Below are 20,084 nucleotides of genomic sequence, written 5' to 3' on the forward strand. Positions count from 1 at the left end.
TAGCCTCATTCACTTTACTGCTGTTCCATTTCCCGTTGTGATTTTGCTATCATCTTTTTAAGTGCATGTGAGACAGCAATAAACCCAAAACTGGCTGTAACCATAGTCACCGCACCAAAGCCTGAAGCGCAGTCCATACGCTTAGAGCCATCCGCAGTGCTTTTTGCCGCACACACAGTGCCATCACTTTGCGGATAAACAAGCTGTTCAGTAGAAAAAACACAGTCAATCCCGAGCTTTCCTTTGCCATTTTTAACAACGTTAAAATCGGATTTTAAGCGTTCGCGCAACTTAGCGGCTAAAGGGTCTTGAACCGTTTTAGCTAGGTCTGTCACTTGAATCTGTGTTGGGTCGATTTGTCCACCAGCCCCACCTGTGGTGATAATGGGTATTTTAAAGCGTCTACAATACGCTAACAACGCTGCTTTAGGCCTTACACTATCAATGGCATCAATGACATAATCAAACCCCGTGCTAAGGTAGTGAGCGACATTATCAACAGTAATAAAATCATCAATAACATTCACTACACATTCGGGGTTAATTTCTAAAATACGATTTTTCATCACATCAACTTTTGGTTGCCCAACTGTCGACTTGATGGCATGTAATTGGCGATTGGTATTAGTCACACAAATATCATCCATATCAATTAATGTGATATACCCAATACCTGAACGAGCAAGCGCCTCCGCGGCCCACACGCCTACCCCACCAATGCCAATGACACAAATGTGGGAACGTGCAAAAAGATGAAGAGCATGTTGCCCATATAAACGCCCGATCCCAGCAAAACGCTGCATCCAAGCATCAGAAAGCTTAGCTTGCATAATAACGAACAACCTCAGTTAAAACTGTAACTACATTGAACCAAATAGCGGCTGGCTTTTTTTCAGCACCCAAACTCGCCCGTAATGGTTATAAAAACCGGCCATTTTTCCGGCTTCATGGCCTATACCGTGGTAAATATCAAAATGATGCCCTTTAATCGCACCACCAACATCCAAGGCTATCATCATACGCATTTCGTACTGCCCCGTAAATTTCCCATTATTATCTAACACAGGGATCTCCGCGAGTAAGGCTGTTCCCGGTGGAATGAGGGTTTTATCTGATGCAACAGATGCTTTAGCAATTAAAGGAACCGCACTTGCGCCTCTAACGGGGACAAATGATTGCGGTTTAAAAAATACAAATGACGGATTTTCTTCTAATAGCTGGCGAACTTCTTGCTCGCTATGCTGATTCGTCCAATCATGGATAGCTTGTAATGACATTTGGCTCAAAGGAACTTCACCGCGGTCTACCAGCACTTTTCCGATACTTTTATAGGCGTGACCATTTTTACCTGCATAACCAAAGAAATTCAGTGGGCTGCCATCCCCAAAATCAACATAACCACTTCCCTGAACTTCCATCATAAAATTTTCAACCGGCGAATTACTATAAGCTAAAATTAAATGATCACTCAGGGCACCATTATAAATTGCCGCTCGGCTAGGTAAGCGTGTTTTTCCTTTTGGCGGCATACCGTACAACGGATAACGAAATTCACCTTGAGCCATACGGCGCGCCTCGATCACAGGCGTGTAATACCCTGTAAATTGTACGTTTCCATAATTATCAGCGCCTTCCATTTGGAAAGCGGTTAAATTGAAATTTGCCAATTGAGCCGGGTTCCCCCCCGCCATCAACCAGTTTTCTATAGCATGATAGGTATCGTTGTTATTTTTAAACAATCGCGGTGATGCATTTTTAATTTCATTAACTTGTTGATTAAAATCTGGTGCATTTATTGGTCGCCCCTGTACATTCACTTGATTTACTTTCTGTAAATCTTGCACTAAGCGACCATCTTTATATTGTTGGCCTTTATCCGTTGGATGGGTTTGGCATCCAGCTAATAAGGAAAGAAATACGCTGGTTACTAACCATTTTTTTACTATTTGTTTATTGACGATTTTTGTTAGCCCTATATTCATGCTCTACCACCCAAATAAATCCAACAATCCAATATGAAGCGCACAATAGCAAACCCAATTAGGGAATGAAACGTGTAAATATATTTAGTTAGGTTATTTTCCTCTCTCTACTCACTAAAGAGCAAAAAACAGCCAGACAGAACAGATTTTGTTCTGTAAATGCTAAATTTTGAAAAAAAAACACGAAAAAACTTGCATCAGATCTCATCCCGAGTATAGTGCCCGCATCGGACGCGGGGTGGAGCAGCTTGGTAGCTCGTCGGGCTCATAACCCGAAGGTCGTTGGTTCAAATCCAGCCCCCGCAACCAATTACTGATTAAATCAGTAAATTAACAAAAAATCTGCAGTATAAAGTCGTAAAAATTCAGTCGCGGGATGGAGCAGCATGGTAGCTCGTCGGGCTCATAACCCGAAGGTCGTTGGTTCAAATCCAGCTCCCGCAACCAATTTTTTACCTCTTCAGTCGCGGGGTGGAGCAGCATGGTAGCTCGTCGGGCTCATAACCCGAAGGTCGTTGGTTCAAATCCAGCCCCCGCAACCAATTCTTTCAAATACCCTTTCTAATTCAATTACCTTTTTAGTACCACTATAATAAATTCTATTTTTACCCATCGATAAAAACAAAAAAAGGCGATTCACACACGTTTATCACCTTTCTTTATTTTAATCTGATTTAAATTAATTAGTTGCGAATTGCTAATGCACCGCCATTACGGAAATAAGCTTTTACCCCTTCAAAAATGGATTCTGCCATTTGTTGTTGGAATTTAGCTGTTTTCAATTTCCGCTCTTCTTCTAAATTACTAATAAAAGCCGTTTCAACGAGAATTGATGGGATCTCTGGAGCCTTCAACACCGCGAACCCGGCTTGATCAACTCTGTTTTTATGCAACTTGTTAACTTTTCCCATCCGTTTTAGTACTTCGTCACCAAATTTCAAACTGTCGTTAATCGTCGCTGTTTGCACGAGATCAAACATCGTATGGTCGAGATACACATCTCCACTTTTACTCACACCGCCCACTAAGTCCGCTTCGTTTTGTGTTTGTGCTAGGTAGCGAGCCGTATTACTGGTCGCACCTTTCGTTGATAACGCAAAAACAGAAGAACCGCGGGCTGAACGGTTAGTAAACGCATCTGCATGAATTGAAACGAATAAATCAGCCTGCATTTTACGTGCTTTCGCCACTCGGACTTTTAACGGAATAAAGACATCTTCATTACGAGTCATATAGGAACGCATTTTAGGGTCTTTATCTATCAAAGCTTTTAAGCGCCGTGCGATCTGTAAAACCACATCTTTTTCACGTGTCTTATATTTGCCTATCGCACCAGGGTCTTCACCACCATGCCCTGGGTCGATCATAATAATAATGGGGCGATCCGTTCCTGCTTTTCCAGGCTTCTTCGCTTGAGCAGGCATGCTTTCCTCAAGATCACCTTTATTATAATCCTCAAGTAATGCCAATAGAGGATCATCATTGGTGTCAACACCTTTACCTGGATAAAAATCAAGAACTAAGCGGTGCTTAAATTCCGCAACAGGGGCCATCGAGAAGAATTGAGGACTAACTTTATTTTTAACTTCAAATACCAAGCGAACCGTTTTCGGATCAAATTGCCCAACTCTAACCAGTTTAAGGTAAGGATCACGTGTTTGAATTTGGGTTCCCATATCCTTTAATACATTATTTAACTGCACCCCTTCAAGATCGACCACAATACGCTCAGGGTTATTAAGCACAAACTGGCGGTACTTCAATGGAGTACTAGATTCCAATGTTACCCGGGTATAGCTGGATGCAGGCCAAATGCGCACAGCCACCACGCTGCTACTCGCAGAAAAACCGAATGGGCTAATGCTCAGTAACATAACTGCAGCTGCGCCCTGAATAAAACGACGCTTCGATGGGTTGTGATCTTGGTGACTCATCAATAATTCCGAACCTAGAACTGAAAAATAAAGTGATTTTAGGATAATTGCTAATAATTAGACTTGAAATACGCACTCTAACTAATCATTTGCACTCTGTCATTAAGAATATATCAAAGCATCTATAGAGTTACATTAATGAGTATAACCTAATCATACCGAGAGAAAATATTTGTGAGTGACTTTCTGTGTCAATTTTATGCAATTTAATTTTCGTAGAGTATATCTAGTTAAATTTAGAGATATGTAAACGATAAAAATAAAAATGTTACTTTTTTTATCCCATCTTTTACTTGATATTTCCCAACAAAAAGAATAAAAATACATTATTAACGAATAAAAATTCAATTAAGAGGGTTGTTATGAAAGAGCGCAGCACCGAGTTGGTTGATGAGTTTCGCCATTCGGTTCCTTATATAAACGCCCACCGCGGCAAAACATTCATTATTATGCTTGGTGGTGAAGCGATTGCGCATGAAAATTTTCCTAGCATTGTCAATGATATAGGATTATTGCATAGTTTAGGCATCCGAATTATTGTCGTTTATGGTGCTAGGCCTCAAATTGAGGATATCTTAGCTGAACACAAATATGATGCGGTTTATCATAAACATACTCGCGTAACAGATGCGAATACACTTGAATATGTAAAACAAGCTTCTGGAGCTTTACAATTAGATATCACGGCTCGGTTATCTATGAGCTTAGGTAATACCCCGCTTCAAGGCGCACATATTAATGTGGTTAGTGGTAATTTCGTTATTGCTCAACCTCTAGGGGTTGATGATGGCATTGATTATTGCCACAGCGGAAGAATCCGCCGTATTAATGAAGAAGCCATTAATAATCAGTTAGATAATGGTTCCATTGTGTTGATTGGGCCGGTTGCAGTCTCAGTCACAGGAGAAAGTTTTAATCTGACCTCTGAAGAAATTGCAACTCAATTAGCAGTAAAAATGAAAGCGGAAAAACTGATCGGTTTTTGCTCCTCACAAGGTGTAGTAGATAAAGAAGGCAATATTTTGTCCGAATTATTCCCAAATGAAGCAGAAAACCGTATTCAAGAGCTGGAATCTGAGGGCGATTACTACTCAGGAACCGTGCGTTTTCTACGTGGAGCCGCAAAAGCTTGTCGCCGGGGTGTCCGCCGTAGCCACCTATTGAGCTACCAAGAAAATGGTTCTTTAATTCAAGAATTATTCTCTCGCGATGGTATTGGTACCCAAATAGTCATGGAAAGCGCGGAACAAATCCGCCGTGCAAACATTAATGATATTGGTGGAATATTAGAACTTATTCGCCCATTAGAGCAGCAAGGGATTTTAGTTAGACGTTCACGTGAGCAATTAGAAATGGAAATTGATAAATTTACCATTATTGAACGTGATAACTTAGTCATCGCTTGCGCAGCGCTTTACCCTTACCCAGAAGAAAAATTAGGTGAAATGGCATGTGTCGCTGTTCATCCTGATTACCGTAGTTCATCTAGGGGAGAGGAGTTACTGCACCGTATTGCCGTACAAGCAAAACAATTTGGTTTAGACAAGCTATTTGTACTAACAACTCGTAGCATCCATTGGTTTCAAGAGCGTGGCTTTACCCCCGCGGAGATTGAGATGTTACCAATGAAAAAACAGGCTTTATATAATTACCAGCGCCGCTCTAAAATATTGATTTTAGATTTAAAAAACCAAGCTGATAAGTAAATATTAGAACATTCAAAATGATCACTATTTAGTCAATTACTTTAACCCCAAACTATACAAGGATGCATAGTTTGGGCTATGGCTTTAACACAAATGAATAGCCACTAAGCTATCTGAATAACCCTTGCTTTTTCACACAAAGGAATGGAGTCTAAATGCGGTTGTATTGCAGCTTTCATCTCAGCGAAAGAAGTACCATAAAAATAAAATGCCGTTTCTGTCGGGCCATCCCAGACCCCGTGAATACTCCCAATATCTTCCACTGCTTCATCTAGAGTATCGAATACTTCATTGATATCCCCATTTTCATAAACGTCATCAGCGAGCTCTGTCCCGTTGAAATAAATAGCCATGCCTTCATCTGCCCCAAAATCGATTCGAACATCTTCGCCATGAATGAATAAACGAGAGCCCTTTGGAGCTAACATTGAAGAAAAAAGTTGAATAATTAAACTGATATTTTCGTCACTAGCTTCTTCAAGTGCTATTTCTATATCGCATTCTTGCGCTTCGCCATTATCACTTAATAATGTTCCACCACCTGTAACATGGATATTTTTACCCATGCTTTTCATGACTTCATTAAATGCATCTTCTAAATCACCACGCCTAATCGGTTCAAGTCTTGCATTTAATGTTACTGTAATTGCCGTCATTGCTTGCTGGTTATCCATCTCATTACCTTTACTTTTGGGTTAAATATTCACGTAACTTACATATAAACTAGTCACATTAATTGGGTCGCTAAACCACTTCGCCGCTTGGTTGGTGTTTCAACTGCTCGACGTAATACCTTTGGGCTGCCATAAAGAGATAGCTCTTTTTTAGCTCGAGTTATCGCCGTATACACAAGCTCACGGGTCATTACGGGAGAATATACATTTGGTAAAACTAATGCGGTATGAGCAAACTCCGAACCTTGTGATTTATGAACGGTCATTGCATAAGCTGTTTCATGTTGTGGAAGTCGGTTAGGTTGTACCCCACGAATAGTCCCATCTGAAAATTGAAAATAGGCTCTCAGTGCATTTTCTTCATCCGGTAAAATGATGCCTATATCCCCATTAAAGAGTCCTAATGGGCTGTCATTACGGCTAATCATAATTGGCCGGCCTGCATAGTGTTTATTCAATAAATTATATGGACGGTTTATTATCCCTTGCCTATGAAATAATTTTTCCAATTTATCGTTAAGGCCAATGACGCCAAAAGGGCCTTCTCGCAGAGCTGTTAGTACCCGATATTGGTTAAATTTTTTCAAAACTTGCTCAGGATCTTCTTTATTTTTAACCGCTAGTAGATATTCCTTATAATTTTCAGCGGCATCTAATAAAATTTTCGCGTAATCATCTGCGGTTTCTTGAATATAACTATGTACATCTGGCCGCTGCTGATTTAGTAACTGTTGAACTCTAGAAACATTACCTTCATTTACAGCAAAAGCGAGTTGGCCAATCCCTGAATCTGCCGAAAAACGGTAGCTTTTACGTAGCAAACATAGGCTATCACGAATAACTGGGCCGCTTGGTGATGCATAAGATTCAACTGAATGCCCTGTTAACTCCGAAAGTTGGGACGCTCTTTCTGCACTATAACCGTTATCAGCAAACTGACAGATATCCCCTAATACTGCCCCTGCCTCGACTGAGGCTAATTGGTCTTTATCACCTAGAAATATTAACTTTGCATTTTCAGGTAATGACTCAAGTAATTTGCTCATCATGGGTAAATCTACCATTGAGGCTTCATCAACAATCAGTACATCAAGAGATAAACGATTATCTCGGTTATAGCGAAACTGCTGGCTCTCAGGTTGAGCCCCTAGTAAACGGTGCAATGTTTTTGCATGATTAGGCAAAACAGCGCGTTCTTCATCGGTTAAAGGCATTTTTTTCATCGCCTCGCCGAGGGACTCCGTCAACCTAGCTGCCGCCTTACCGGTTGGAGCCGCCAACTCTATTCTAATTTTATGGTGATACTTAGTTTCAAGTTTAATTAATGCAGCAAGGATACGCGCAACTGTTGTGGTTTTTCCTGTTCCTGGCCCCCCTGATATAATTGACACCTTACTCGTTACAGCAACTGCTGCTGCAACTTTTTGCCAATCTATATCATCAGTAATGGGAAATAAGCTGTCTAGTACATTCTTAATTTGAACATTATTTTGCTTATCTATTAATGTATTAGAGAAAAATTTCGCAACATACTGCTCATATTGCCACATCCGTTGAAAATATAAGTATTCCCCTGAAAGCACCAAAGGAGAGATTTTGTTTTCTGTTGATAATGACACTGCATTTGCTTGTCTGAGCGTTTGATAGAGCTCTTGCTCACTCGGCTCTCCCATTTTTTGCCAAAACGCAGTTGCTAACTCTGGGTGCCTTCCCGCAAACAATTTTTCGGGGTCAACATCCGCCAGTGCTAGGCAAACGTGCCCAACCATAGTTTCTGCGCTAAGGAGTGCGGCAATCATAAGTACTATAGGACACTTATCATCAGAAATGCTGTAAGCAAATTGCACATCTAGAGGTGTAAAGATATGCTTCTCAATAGCTTGATTAAATAGGGATTTCATTAAGTTGCTTCCCCTTGCTGAACATTTTTAAATAAGCTATCTAACGCTTCAATAAAAGGCTCTATAGGGCGATAAAAGAAAATGCCGTTACTTGAGTGAATATTATCTATGCCTCGTAAAAATAAATAATAAACGCCACCAAAATGAGTTTCATAATCATAATTAGGCATTCTTTGCTTGAGGTAACGATGTAACGCTAACGAATATAGTTGATATTGCAAATCATAGCGGTGGTCTATCATCGCTTCAGCCATGGCTTCTTGGGTATAAAAACTGGCATCTTTCCCTAAATAATTTGATTTATAATCAAGAAGATAAAATTTGCCTTTCCAGTAAAAGGTGAGGTCAATAAACCCCTTTAAAATACCCTGAACTTTCTCAAAGTTTAGTGGAGGACAACGTTGTGATAATGGGTCATATTGGTGCGTTATCTTATCTAAATGACTGGCACTCAATAGAGAATCAATAGGGAGATAAAACTGCATTTCATCCAATTGGTCTTGAGCCTGTAACGCAGATAAGCATAACCCGTCTTCTGATAGTGGTGCCTGTACAATTACATTCAGCCATTCTTGCAGCATTGGTGCCCACTGCAAGTCAAACCCTGAGGACTCAAGTTTTTCAGACAACCATTCTTGAGAAACATGCCCACTAAAATCAATCTCCTCCATCAAGCTATGCAAAAATGTTCCCGGTGATGCACCTTTAGGAAATTGATGAGGAGTTAGGATAAGAGACTCGTCATCCTGTTGCTCCACATCAACACTAGCCTCAATATCCATATTAGGGGCTAATGAATTAGCAAATTGCAATGCTGAAACTGATTCTTCTGATTCAGTATGGCTTGAACCGTAACTTAACCCAGAATAGCTGGTAACACGCCAATGGTCATTAAAATGACGAGTCACTGCTCTTGCCGATAAGTTTACGCTATCATTTTGTTCTAACAATACGCGTTCCGACTTAGGCTGATTAATCACTGCAACATCAATAACGTCATTGCTAATTTCAGCCAGCATATCATTCAGTAGTAGGCTATCTCCTGCTTGCCCTTTTTGGATGACGTAACCCAGCGCAGATAAGTGTAAATCGGTTTCACCACTTTTTTTTCTGTTACCTTTAATTAATGGTGCAATACCGACACTACAGTGATAGATAGCCCTTGTGAGTGCTACATATAATAAGCGTAGGTCTTCTGCTAAACGCTCTTCATCAGCTAGAGCAACATTTTCTTCACTATCGTTTAAATCTAGCCGTACTGCATAATCCGTTCTATCGTGATATAAACCTTTAGATTGGGGTAGAAAATTGCTCGCAAAAGGCAACCAAACAATCTTATATTCAAGGCCCTTAGATTTATGTATGGTACTGATCTGCACCAAATGTTTATCACTTTCAAGACGCATTTGTTGTACGTCAGATTGATGATCAGGATGGGCAATTTGTTGCGCTAGCCAACGTGTTAGTGTGTGCTCACCTTCAAGCTGTAATGACATTTCTTGTAACAGCTCACCAATATGCATCACATCCATTAAGCGACGCTCTCCATCAGCACCTGATAACAACGTTTCTGCAATTTGCCTCTGCGCCATGACCATTCTAAGCATGGGGAGCACGCCTCGTTTTTGCCACACCATGCCATAACGAGCAAATTCATCTACAATTTTTTCCCACGATTTTTCATCATGGTTTAGGTCATCAATTTGTTTAGCGGTTAAACCCAATATTCCTGTCGCTAATGCACTGCGTAAAACACGTTCTTTTTCTGGTGTTAAAACTGCCTGTAGTAACCACAGTAAATCTCTCGCTTCTGGTGTTGAAAATACACTTTCCCGATTAGATTGAAACACAGAAGGGATATTTAACCGATTTAAAGCATCACGAATCAATACTGCTTCACGTCGGCTACGAACCAACACAGTAATATCAGAAGCCTCTACAGGAGTATGTGTTCCTCTATTATCAAAATAGCTACTACCCTGAAACCCGCCTTGTAAATATTGTGCGATTTGCACCGCACATTGTGAAGCTGTTGCCTGTTCATATTCAGCAACTGAGACACCTTCTGCCTCCACTTGCCAAAATGTAAGTGCTTTGACCACTTCGCCATCATGAATAAGTTTTTTACCGCTATTTTGCTTAGCGAAATTAACGGGTTGAAAAGGAATTTGCTCAAAAATAAATGGTGACTGACAGCGGCCAAATAAGTGATTAATAGCTTCAACCATATTTTGCGATGAACGATAGTTAGTCTCTAATGTGTAGTGAGCACTAACTTCATTTTTTGCTTCGATATAGGTGAAAATATCTGCGCCCCGAAAAGCATATATAGCTTGTTTAGGGTCGCCGATGAAAAGTAATGCGCTGTCATTAACTTCCCGATAAATTCTTTGAAAAATACGGTATTGCTGTGCATCTGTATCTTGAAACTCATCTATCATCGCAACAGGAAAGCGTCGACTAATAGCTTGAGCTAAAAATTTCCCACTTTCTTGAACAAGAGCACCGTCTAAACGGGTCAATAAATCATCAAACCCCATTTCACCACGATTATGTTTTTCATTAGTAATCGCTTCCCTCACCTCTGAAATGGCCAGTGGAATAACCAGATCTTTTAGAGTTAATGATTGAGAAAGTAGCTCATCTATACTTTGGAAAACAATATGTTCTGGCCCTAAGCCACTTTTTGATTTTTTATGTAATACCGTTTGTGAGAAACGTTCAAGATCTTTAGGAAGCTGATAATCTTCTGTTTTTTCTTGAGCCCATTCGCCTATTTTTATCAGCCATGTAGGTAGAAAACGAGTACTATAACTTCGTTTATCCACATCTGAATCAGCGATAAGCTTCTCAAAATCCGCTGAGTTTTCTAACCAGGCCGTTTTAACTGACTCAATTAACAAGATTAGCCGCTGATGCCGTTCTTCTAGAGTTTCTACTTGTTTCGGTTGGTTAATAATTAAAGGAATGTCACCCTGCAAGAAAGGTTTAATCTCCGAAAGTAATGCTTCAGGACTAGTCCACAGTGACTGAATGACTTTCGTCATGGAGTAATTCAGAGGATAAAAATGGCGGCGCCAAAAGTCTGCACAAGCTTGTTTTTGAATCGGAAATTCATCTTGAATCATTGTTTGTTCGAACAATACTCCCGACTCAAATGCATTATGAACTAGCATTCTTTGGCAAAAACCATGGATAGTATATATCGCGGCTTCATCCATTTGCCTTTCCGCTGCCTGCAACCATTGCGCAGCGAATTTTCTTTGGGATTCCCCCGAAAGCTCAGCTAATAATTCAAGATACTCAGGCTGCGACTCGAAACCAACGCCATTTCTTAAGCAAACTAAGCGCATATCATGAATACGTTGACGAATACGTCCCCGTAACTCATTCGTCGCAGCCTCAGTAAATGTTACAACTAAAATTTCTTCAACACTTAACGGCCTAGGAAACGCATTAACGCCTCCCAGACCTAATAAAAGCCGCAGATAAAGTATACCAATTGTATATGTTTTACCCGTTCCTGCAGATGCTTCGATTAACCGCTGCCCACGCAGAGGTAAGGAAAAAACATTCAGTAATTGGGACTCTACCTGCACTTTATTCACTCAGCATCTTCCTTTATTGGTAAAATCTTTTGCAACTGAGAAGCTGTTGGGTAAAGCACCCAATCTTTCAGATGAGCATACCCTACTTTAGTATCAACTCCTTGGCCTATAACTTGGGAGCTTACTGCTAACCCCTTGTGCTTTATAACTGCATTTTCATAATACTCAATGACTTGTTCTTTCGTTGCTGCCCCTAAAGTTGCAATAACTTTTTCACGAGTATCAAAACTGAAAATATTTCTCGAAAAATCAGATGAATAACGGCCTACCTCCTCATAGAATGTTTGAGGTGGTTGATTCATCTCCGTGATAATGGATTGTTTATATTGATTAAATTCATCTATCGGCAGCTTTTTCAGTTTCTCTAATGCTTGAAGATAAAATTGTTGGTAACGAGTATTCAAGTAACTCGGTGTTTTGGCATTACTTTGAATTAAAAAGCCCATTCCCCACTGATCCCCCAGCCCTGCTTTAAAAGCAAATACTGCGTAACCCAGTTGCTCATTGGTTCTTAATTGGTCATAAAACCAAGGCTGAATTACCTTAGAAAGAATACCTGATAATACTGCGCCATCAATGCGGCTATAACCGTCTGGAATAAAGATTTCAGCAAGTGCATTATCTGAGCTATTCCCCTGTTTATGGAAATCTGCTAGGTAATTTTTGTCGATAACTACAATATCACCACGCCACCAGTTGGTACCTTCGCTCTTTAATAATTGCTGTGCATCTTTAATAGTTTTAATGCTTTGCGACTCAGTCATATTACCAAAGACCAGCGCTTGTAATGCTGCACTTTTAACTATCATTTCACGGTAGTTAGTGATGTCTTGCAATGAAATTTTATCTAGCTCGGCTAAACGTTGTTCTTGTTCAAAATAAGGTACACTATTAATACGCTGAAGCGGCTGCATGGCTAGCTCATAAGCTTTCGCATTATTAGCAACTTCAATTTGCTCTTTATACCAAGATTTCGCTTGAACTAATTCTTGTTCCGTTGGCTCAAAATTCAGGTATAGCTTTATCATGGATAAAAAGAGTTCAGGTAAATGTTGGGTGTAACCACTGGCATTTAATTGCAGACCGATTCCCTGAGAAACAGAGACAGACATGCCAGCTACAGATGCCTGATATTGCAGTTCATCCATTTTCAATGAAGCGATATATTGTAATAAAGAGCCCGTTACTTGTTGCTTAGCATCTTTATCACCTTGGTTAGAACGTAATGATAAAGTGATACTCGCCTTTGGCTCATCTGCAAAATATTGACTTGGCATATATAACACTCGTGTATTGCCATCTTGATAGATGAATTCTGGGTGTTTATAAACCTTATCAGCTTTAATTAGTGATAAATTATCAGCAATATACGGGTTTAAAGCAGGTAATTTAAAATTCATTTTAGATTCTAAACTTGCCCAGGTTTTAAATTGTTTTGCTGTGATTTTATTGACCTGATACGGTGCATCGACAAAATAGGCTTTTTTGTTATTCGGTTCATTTGGACTAATAAACCAAATCCTCGCCTCTTGCGCAGTGAGCTCTGATAAACGCTGTTTAATCGCTTCAGGGTCATACTTATCTGCAATGTAATCTGAATCAAGAACATGATTAACAGGAACATCAATCATTTGGTCTGATAACCATTCAATGTAGTTCATATCCCTGACAATTGAACCATAACGGAATGATAAATTGAGAACTTTTGCTATTTCATCAAAGTAACTTTTATTGACCCCATCATTTTTAATTAACTCAAGATAAGAAAAGATAGCTGCAATAATTTCGTCTCTTTCTTGTAACCCTTTATCAGTCAATGTCACATAAATAGAGAATGAACCATAGTTTCTATCTAAATTTGGAGTGGCAGAGGCACTGATACCTTCAGCAAGCCCTTGCGATATTAACCAATCAGCCAATGTTCCGGGGCTTCTATTACCAATTAAGTAACTAATATAGTTGTCACTTTTACTGCGAAAATCTGCCATATTATTTTTAATACTGAATTCAATTTGTATGGCTTTTTGCGGTTGCGCTGGCACATAATGAATAATAATGCCTTTTTCATTATCCGTTACTGCTGGGATATTAACAGCGGGAACACTTGCGTTAAAATTAGGTATACGCCCAAATGTTTCCTGTGCAATATTCGCTAATGATTCGATAGATTGGTCGCCGTAAAGCACTGCATTCATTAGGTTTGCAGAATAATACTGCTTGTAAAAACCCACAAGCTCATCTTGTAGTTTGCTATTAGGTTTATCTTTCAGAGTCTCTAAATTCCCTCCCGAAAAACGTGAGTTCGGGTGTAATGGGTTCAATGTTTCAGAACGTACTTGCCATATACGCATCCCGTCACGAGAACGTGCCATTGTAAGTTCTGCATTAACTGCATTACGTTCTCTGTCTGCATTAATCGGGTCTAAAAGTGGCTCAGCTAATGCATCTGCAAGCCTATCCGTCGCTTCTTTTAATGCACCATTTTCAACTTCAAAGTAATAAGCAGTACGATGAGAAGCGGTACTTGCATTATGGCTACCACCGTGTTTTTGCAAAAATTCAGAGAAACTACTTGGCTCTGGGTACTTTTTGGAACCCATTAAAACCATATGCTCTAAATAATGAGCCAGCCCTAATTGGCTATTCGGGTTTTCAATACTACCAACAGGTATCAATACCGCAGCCAATGATTTTGTTGCTTTGGCATCTGATACCAATAAAACCGTCATATCATTACTAAGTTTGATGGCTTTATATTCCCTAGGGTCTCTTTCACTTTTATTTACTGTTTCAGGCAAAACTTGCCAAAGTGGTTGCTCTGCTATTGCTTGACCACCGAAAAAAATTATCAGTAATAAAAATAGATGAGCGATATTTTTGGATAAATATTGCATCCTTTGTTGCTCTCCTGTCATTTCAAGTATTTTGTCATCGGTAATAAAAACCGTTGAGTGTTTGATAACAAAGATTTAATCATCGCATCATCAATGCTTCTACAAGTTCTTGACACATAATCGTCTTCCATCTCACCTTTTTGCATCTGACTTCCTTGTAAGCTTTGGAGCAAAGCAGATAATGCTTTTTGTTGAATTTCTTCACTCGAAAAATCGTACTGTTTTGTCTTTTTATCAAAGCAAGCTTTAACCCAACTCCAACCACTTTGAGAAAGAAGAATTAACGGGGAATTAAACCCTTCACAATAGCCTACGACTAAATCTTGTAGATAAGCCAATGCATCTTCTTTGCTAATAGCAGCAAACTGCCAAATACTATTATCTCTTCCTAGTGCAAGGCTTTCCCCTTCACCAATTTGCGAGTTAAATAGCAAATGTTCCACCCATAGCTGTACCCCATCATTAGCAGTTAAGTAAGCCGGGCGATATCGTACCATTCCTGTTTCATGAATATTTTTCAATAAACCAGTAATTTTTATCCCATTTAACTGAAAATCTAATGGATAATCAAATAGCTGCATATCATATTCTTTAACTTTTTCAGCTAATGGCGATATCTCGTTCAACTGCTGTTCCCAAAAAAGTTGACCAAATTGCCTAGCAGGCAGCTGACCCGATGCTTTTAAAGCAGAATAAAAAGGCTCAATGTTCTTATCTTTGACAAGTAAATCTAAAATTTGATCATTAATTTTATATCGTTGTAATCTACCTAAGTTAAATGGCTCTTCTTCTGGCAGTTCGGTTTCTTCAATAGAAAAATGGACTTTCAAACGCTGTTGAAAAAATGCCCTGATAGGGTGACGATAAAATCGTAATAATTGTTCTAAAGAAATTTCAGTAATGGGCTCTCGAGTTTCAAGTATTGAACAAAATGGTTCATCAACTTTATTTGTTGTTTTTGCGGCAGGTAACCATTCACTCGCAAAACTCTGATAAGGCGTTTCAGGCAAGAAATTTTCTTTTGCGAATGGGACTCTATTATGCTGGATGACCAGATGCTCACTTAATCGTTTAGCGCTTTCATCAATAGTCAAAGTTTCATCACCAACTAAACAAAAGCTTTGGCAAATATAATCAATTAATTCAGTAACTAATACCGATGGATTACAAGGCTGATTATCACGAATAGAAAGCCCAATATAACTAACATAAAGTTGTTTAGATGCTGAATTCAATGCTTCTAAAAACAGATATCTATCATCATCCCGGCGTTTTCGGTCTCCACGCATAGGCTTTTCAGCCATCAAATCAAATCCTAATGGTGGTATATTTCGTGGATAAGCACCATCATTCATCCCCAGTAAGCAGACAACTTTAAATGGTACTGAACGCATTGGCATCAAAGTGCAAAAATTAACGGCTCCAGCCAAGAAACGTTGACTAATTTTTTCATCATCAAAGCGAACTGAAAGTTCATCACGAATTAAACGCAATGGAACTTGTTCTTCATATCCTGAAGTTATCGTATTATCAATGATTTGATGCCACTGTTCTGTTAATAGTGCGAGAACAAGTTCAGTTTCCCCATCAACCATAAAGTAGCTATCAAGTAGTTGCTGACAAAGTTCTTTCCACTCTTCAAGTAGGCGTTCTTGTGCTAATAAAGAGCGCCATTCTCTTAGTGTATTAATTAATAGCGCTAATTTCCCGGCAAGCTGGGCGGCTAAGCCACTACACTCATCATAAGGTAAAATACCATTCCACGGGCCATTTCTACTATCCATTGCATAGCCAAGCAACATTCTACTTAAGCCAAATTCCCATGTATTTTGCCCTATCACTGGTAAAGCAAAAGAACGTACATTATCGTCATCAAGCCCCCAGCGGATCCCTGATTCATTAACCCAGCGGCGTAATAAACTTAACTCGCTTTCATCAATACCAAAACGTTGAGAAAAAGCAGAAACTTCAAGTAGGCTAAGAACTTGCTCCGTTGAAAAACGACTCTGAGGTAAGTCGAGTAGCATAATAAATGCTTGTAAAATTGGGTGAGCTTGCAGTGCTTTTCTATCTGAAATTGAAAATGGGATATAACGAGTTGATGCCGTATTACCAAAAACAGCCTGAATATAGGGTGCATAGCTGTCAATATCGGCCACCATGACTATCACATCACGCGGTGTTAGCGATGAATCTTGCTCAAAGAGAGAAAGCAAATGATCTTGTAATACTTCAACTTCCCGCTGTGCGCTATGACATAAATGGAATGTTATCGAATCATCTAGCTCATTGATTGGTCGTTTACCAATACTCGTTTCATAATTTTCTAATGTTGTCCCTAATTGAGCATGGTTTTCGAGATCTAAAATATCCTGCTGAACATTCTCTAATAAATTGGCTCGTTCAGTATCAACATAGGCCGAAATTTCATTCGCATTATCGATTTGAGAAATAAAGTATAGGTTGTCTCTACCTAACCTTCCCCACGAGGCGAGTAGTGGATTTGCGATATCCTGTTCGCCATTTTCATTAAATAAATTAGGAATATGCTCTTCGAGTTTAAAGCGTGAAATTTCATGTTTATCAAGATAATGACGAAGTTTCCTTTGCTGCAACCTAGCTAAAAACGACGCGCTTTGAATGTCCCCCCAATAATAGCGACATGGGTTAGTGAACATTAAATGAACATCTGTATGTTCTGCTATTGCATTGATAGCTTGTAGATAAACAGGTGGAAGAGATGAGATACCGCAAATAAAAATACGCTTTGGCAGCAATTTTCCTAAATCAGGGTTCAATGATAATGTATCAATAAAATGTTGATATAAATTAGCTCGATGCCAAGGTGGCTGTTTTAGTTCATTTGAATATTCAACAAGGCACTGCCATAGACGTTTTTGCCATAGTTGATTTTCACTTAGCCCCTCTATTAGTTCATTTTTTTGCCATACTCCAACCCATTGTGGGCGATAAACCAAATATTGGTCAAATAAATCAGCAATCCTACCAGCAAGCTGATGAAGTTTACGTTTATCTGTATCTTCTTGAAGATAATGCTTTAAAGGTTCAAATTCTTCCTCATTAATGACAGTTGGCAATATTGTCATTAGTTTCCATGTCATAGCTTGCTTGGTATAAGCGCTTTCTTTTGGAATATCCGGTAAGACTCGCCTAAACATGTCCCAAATGAACGTTGCTGGTAAGGGATAGCTAATATTTGCAACAATACCAAACTGCTTAGCAAGTTCGATTTGCAGCCATTGTGACATTCCAGGGCTTTGTACTAAAATTATTTCTTGCTCAAAAGGGTGAGAAAGTGGTTCATTTTTCATTAAATGAGTCATTAGATCTTTTAATAAATCTAATTGATTAGAATGATACACTTGAAACATAGTACTCTCCTGTTGAGCAATACCAACGGCTTAATGAAAATGGCTGTTTTTTTATCGTTAACGATACCATTAACTCAGTACAGTTATCGGCTCGCGGTAAGCGAGTTGTTTGTATTTTCCACTCAGGGTAACGCAAATTTGGATCTATGGAAGAATTTTTCTCCCCTGATATTGGTTCCCCTAACATTGAGCTTTTCTCTAATGTACTATGTAACACTCTAATGGCCGAAGAATTCATATACAATTTATTAAAATTCAATATGATATATTGCGAATAGTTTACCAAAGCTACCAGTGAAATAGCAAAAATAACCACGCCAATCATTGCCTCTACTAATGCAAATCCTTGCTGCTTTGTTTTCATTAGCAAAATCCTTTTTTTATCACTGGGCAATAATCTAACCACCCTTTTTTACGAGAGAAAAACTGTTGCTTATTTGCATCCCATACTACCCATCGATAAACTTTAATATCATTCCCTAAGAGATAATGACTTTGCCCCGACAGCACGAAATCCGCCCCTTTGTAATGTTTTAAGCAACTTTTCCATTGTTGATTTTCCTCTTTCTGGCAAACCCAACGCTTTAATCCTCTATATTGACTATCCCAATGTAATGTTCCCCCCCAAGCAAGAGCTGACTCTGCTTTATTAAAAGCATCGAAATATTTAATTTCCTTATGCAACTCATCCCGAGCTCGTTCTTGGAAAAAATGCACCGATTTAATCAATAATGTGCCTATTGTGATAAAAATAATAACCATAAGCAGAGAAACGTTTCCCTGTTGTTGCTCTATATTCTTCATAGATTTCTAACTAAGACCGCTATTCGGTAATTAAATGTTTGATTAGGTAATAACTCTGTTTTAAGGATTATTTCCATTTCAAGTAATTGGGTATTTTCCCGCCAATCAAATGCTAATTTTTTAACTTTGATTAGCTTCTCATCAAATAATGATTGCCAACGAGTCCCATCACAATTTCGGACATTTCGATTGGACTCTAATTTTTCATTATTTAACCGATAACCAAAATAATCAGAATCTTTAGATTTGGATTTAATATCTTCCCACCTACCCGATAAATCTTGGTCATAAGCAAAAATAATGCACGAGTTATTCCCTTTGCTTAAAAATTTTGATGTGATTTTTAAAGGTTCTTCACCACAATTTAGGCTACTACAGTAACCTATCCTTCTAAAATCTTTTTCCATATTTATCAATGTTTGCCTTATATCCTTGTCTATTTGGTATTGAATGTAAGTTCGATAGGTTTGCTTAAATAATGTAGGAATAGCACTCATCGCTGATACACAAACAATGCTACTGATAGCCATTGCCATTAATATTTCAATGAGTGTAAATCCCTGCTGTTTTTTTAATTTATCGCTATTTAAGGGATTCAACATTTAGGTACCCCTGTCATTTTTTTATGACTACAGCTTCTAATACGGCCTAATGAAGAAATATAAATTGTGATTTGCTGATCCTGATTTTTTAGCTCTATGCTAAAAGCACGGATTGTTCCCTGCTTACCATACAGCTGAATTGAAGTACGGCTTGCTTTACTAAGTTCTATTCCTTGGTGCCTTTTTGCTGTTAACTTGCCAACCTCTTGCTTGCTGTTCGCATCTTTAACATCAAGCTGCCAATCATTTCTACCAGCCTTAACGGATAATATTTGATACCTATTTAAATAGACACCTTCTGTCATTTGGCTATAAATAAACTCAGATACTTGCCTAGCCGCATCGATTAACCGCTGCCTTTCTACTTGCTGTTGCCATTGATATAAACCAGAAAAAATAACAAAAGAACAAATAAATAAAACAATCATAATCTCAATTAAGGTGAAACCACGCTGCGTTGTATTTAATTCAACTTTCATTTTGTTGTGACTCCACTTTTTATATGCAAGACAGAGATTGCCAAAAAAAATCTGTCTAGCGAGGTTTGTCATTACAAACTGCATAACGCTTCGCAACAAAATAAATAA

General features: G+C 38.9%; 13 protein-coding genes and 3 tRNA genes. 4 read left to right on the forward strand and 12 right to left on the reverse strand.

Annotated elements, in window-relative coordinates; genetic code table 11:
* Positions 1-14 precede the first annotated feature (14 nt).
* A complete protein-coding gene (tcdA, locus tag M1F26_RS14590) occupies positions 15-830 on the reverse strand; it encodes a tRNA cyclic N6-threonylcarbamoyladenosine(37) synthase TcdA (protein WP_140171600.1) in 816 nt (271 codons plus the stop codon).
* A 30-nt stretch (positions 831-860) separates the two neighbouring features.
* A complete protein-coding gene (gene mltA / locus M1F26_RS14595; protein WP_140171599.1) occupies positions 861-1,982 on the reverse strand; it encodes a murein transglycosylase A in 1,122 nt (373 codons plus the stop codon).
* Between the two features lie 232 nt (positions 1,983-2,214).
* Between mltA and M1F26_RS14600 the strand changes: the two genes are divergently transcribed.
* From M1F26_RS14600 to M1F26_RS14610, 3 genes are all read left to right on the forward strand, one after another.
* Positions 2,215-2,291 (forward strand) — tRNA-Met (locus tag M1F26_RS14600).
* 61 nt (positions 2,292-2,352) lie between these two features.
* Positions 2,353-2,429 (forward strand) — tRNA-Met (locus M1F26_RS14605).
* Positions 2,430-2,447: 18 nt separating this feature from the next.
* Positions 2,448-2,524 (forward strand) — tRNA-Met (locus M1F26_RS14610).
* A 141-nt stretch (positions 2,525-2,665) separates the two neighbouring features.
* On the opposite strand, the gene amiC is transcribed toward M1F26_RS14610, so the two are convergent.
* Positions 2,666-3,916 carry an N-acetylmuramoyl-L-alanine amidase AmiC gene (gene amiC / locus M1F26_RS14615; RefSeq protein WP_004257585.1) on the reverse strand — a complete coding sequence of 417 codons (1,251 nt, stop codon included), beginning with the start codon at positions 3,914-3,916 and terminating at the stop codon, positions 2,666-2,668.
* Between the two features lie 362 nt (positions 3,917-4,278).
* On the opposite strand from amiC, the gene argA reads away from it, so the two are divergent.
* Positions 4,279-5,622 (forward strand): amino-acid N-acetyltransferase, encoded by a 1,344-nt coding sequence (gene argA, locus M1F26_RS14620; RefSeq protein WP_036957996.1) that lies wholly within the window; start codon positions 4,279-4,281, stop codon positions 5,620-5,622.
* A 104-nt stretch (positions 5,623-5,726) separates the two neighbouring features.
* Here argA and M1F26_RS14625 read toward each other — a convergent pair whose 3' ends face one another.
* From M1F26_RS14625 to M1F26_RS14665, 9 genes are read right to left on the reverse strand one after another with little or no spacing between them, the layout of a single operon-like run.
* The gene (locus tag M1F26_RS14625) at positions 5,727-6,296 is read right to left on the reverse strand and encodes a hypothetical protein (RefSeq protein ID WP_140171598.1); all 570 of its coding nucleotides are present in this window, start codon (positions 6,294-6,296) and stop codon (positions 5,727-5,729) included.
* Positions 6,297-6,349: 53 nt separating this feature from the next.
* Entirely contained in the window at positions 6,350-8,197 is a 1,848-nt protein-coding gene (gene recD, locus M1F26_RS14630) for an exodeoxyribonuclease V subunit alpha (RefSeq protein ID WP_140171597.1), read from the reverse strand.
* The gene (recB, locus tag M1F26_RS14635) at positions 8,197-11,805 is read right to left on the reverse strand and encodes an exodeoxyribonuclease V subunit beta (protein ID WP_140171596.1); all 3,609 of its coding nucleotides are present in this window, start codon (positions 11,803-11,805) and stop codon (positions 8,197-8,199) included. The genes recD and recB overlap by 1 nt, the downstream gene beginning before the upstream one ends.
* Positions 11,802-14,699, reverse strand: coding sequence for a pitrilysin (ptrA, locus tag M1F26_RS14640; RefSeq protein ID WP_140171595.1), 2,898 nt, complete (start codon positions 14,697-14,699; stop codon positions 11,802-11,804). The genes recB and ptrA overlap by 4 nt, the downstream gene beginning before the upstream one ends.
* Positions 14,700-14,716: 17 nt before the next feature.
* Positions 14,717-18,091 (reverse strand): exodeoxyribonuclease V subunit gamma, encoded by a 3,375-nt coding sequence (recC, locus tag M1F26_RS14645; protein WP_140171594.1) that lies wholly within the window; start codon positions 18,089-18,091, stop codon positions 14,717-14,719.
* On the reverse strand, positions 18,069-18,455 hold the full coding sequence (locus M1F26_RS14650; protein WP_140171593.1) for a prepilin-type N-terminal cleavage/methylation domain-containing protein: 387 nt from the start codon (positions 18,453-18,455) through the stop codon (positions 18,069-18,071). The genes recC and M1F26_RS14650 overlap by 23 nt, the downstream gene beginning before the upstream one ends.
* Positions 18,455-18,895, reverse strand: coding sequence for a DUF2509 family protein (locus M1F26_RS14655; protein ID WP_004257609.1), 441 nt, complete (start codon positions 18,893-18,895; stop codon positions 18,455-18,457). The genes M1F26_RS14650 and M1F26_RS14655 overlap by 1 nt, the downstream gene beginning before the upstream one ends.
* Positions 18,892-19,497 (reverse strand): prepilin peptidase-dependent protein, encoded by a 606-nt coding sequence (locus tag M1F26_RS14660; protein ID WP_140171592.1) that lies wholly within the window; start codon positions 19,495-19,497, stop codon positions 18,892-18,894. Before M1F26_RS14660 ends, M1F26_RS14655 begins: the two co-directional genes overlap by 4 nt.
* Positions 19,491-19,976 (reverse strand): prepilin-type N-terminal cleavage/methylation domain-containing protein, encoded by a 486-nt coding sequence (locus M1F26_RS14665; RefSeq protein WP_036957998.1) that lies wholly within the window; start codon positions 19,974-19,976, stop codon positions 19,491-19,493. Before M1F26_RS14665 ends, M1F26_RS14660 begins: the two co-directional genes overlap by 7 nt.
* Between the last annotated feature and the right edge of the window lie 108 nt (positions 19,977-20,084).

This window comes from Providencia sp. PROV048, from assembly GCF_033688165.1.
GTDB lineage: Bacteria > Pseudomonadota > Gammaproteobacteria > Enterobacterales > Enterobacteriaceae > Providencia > Providencia hangzhouensis.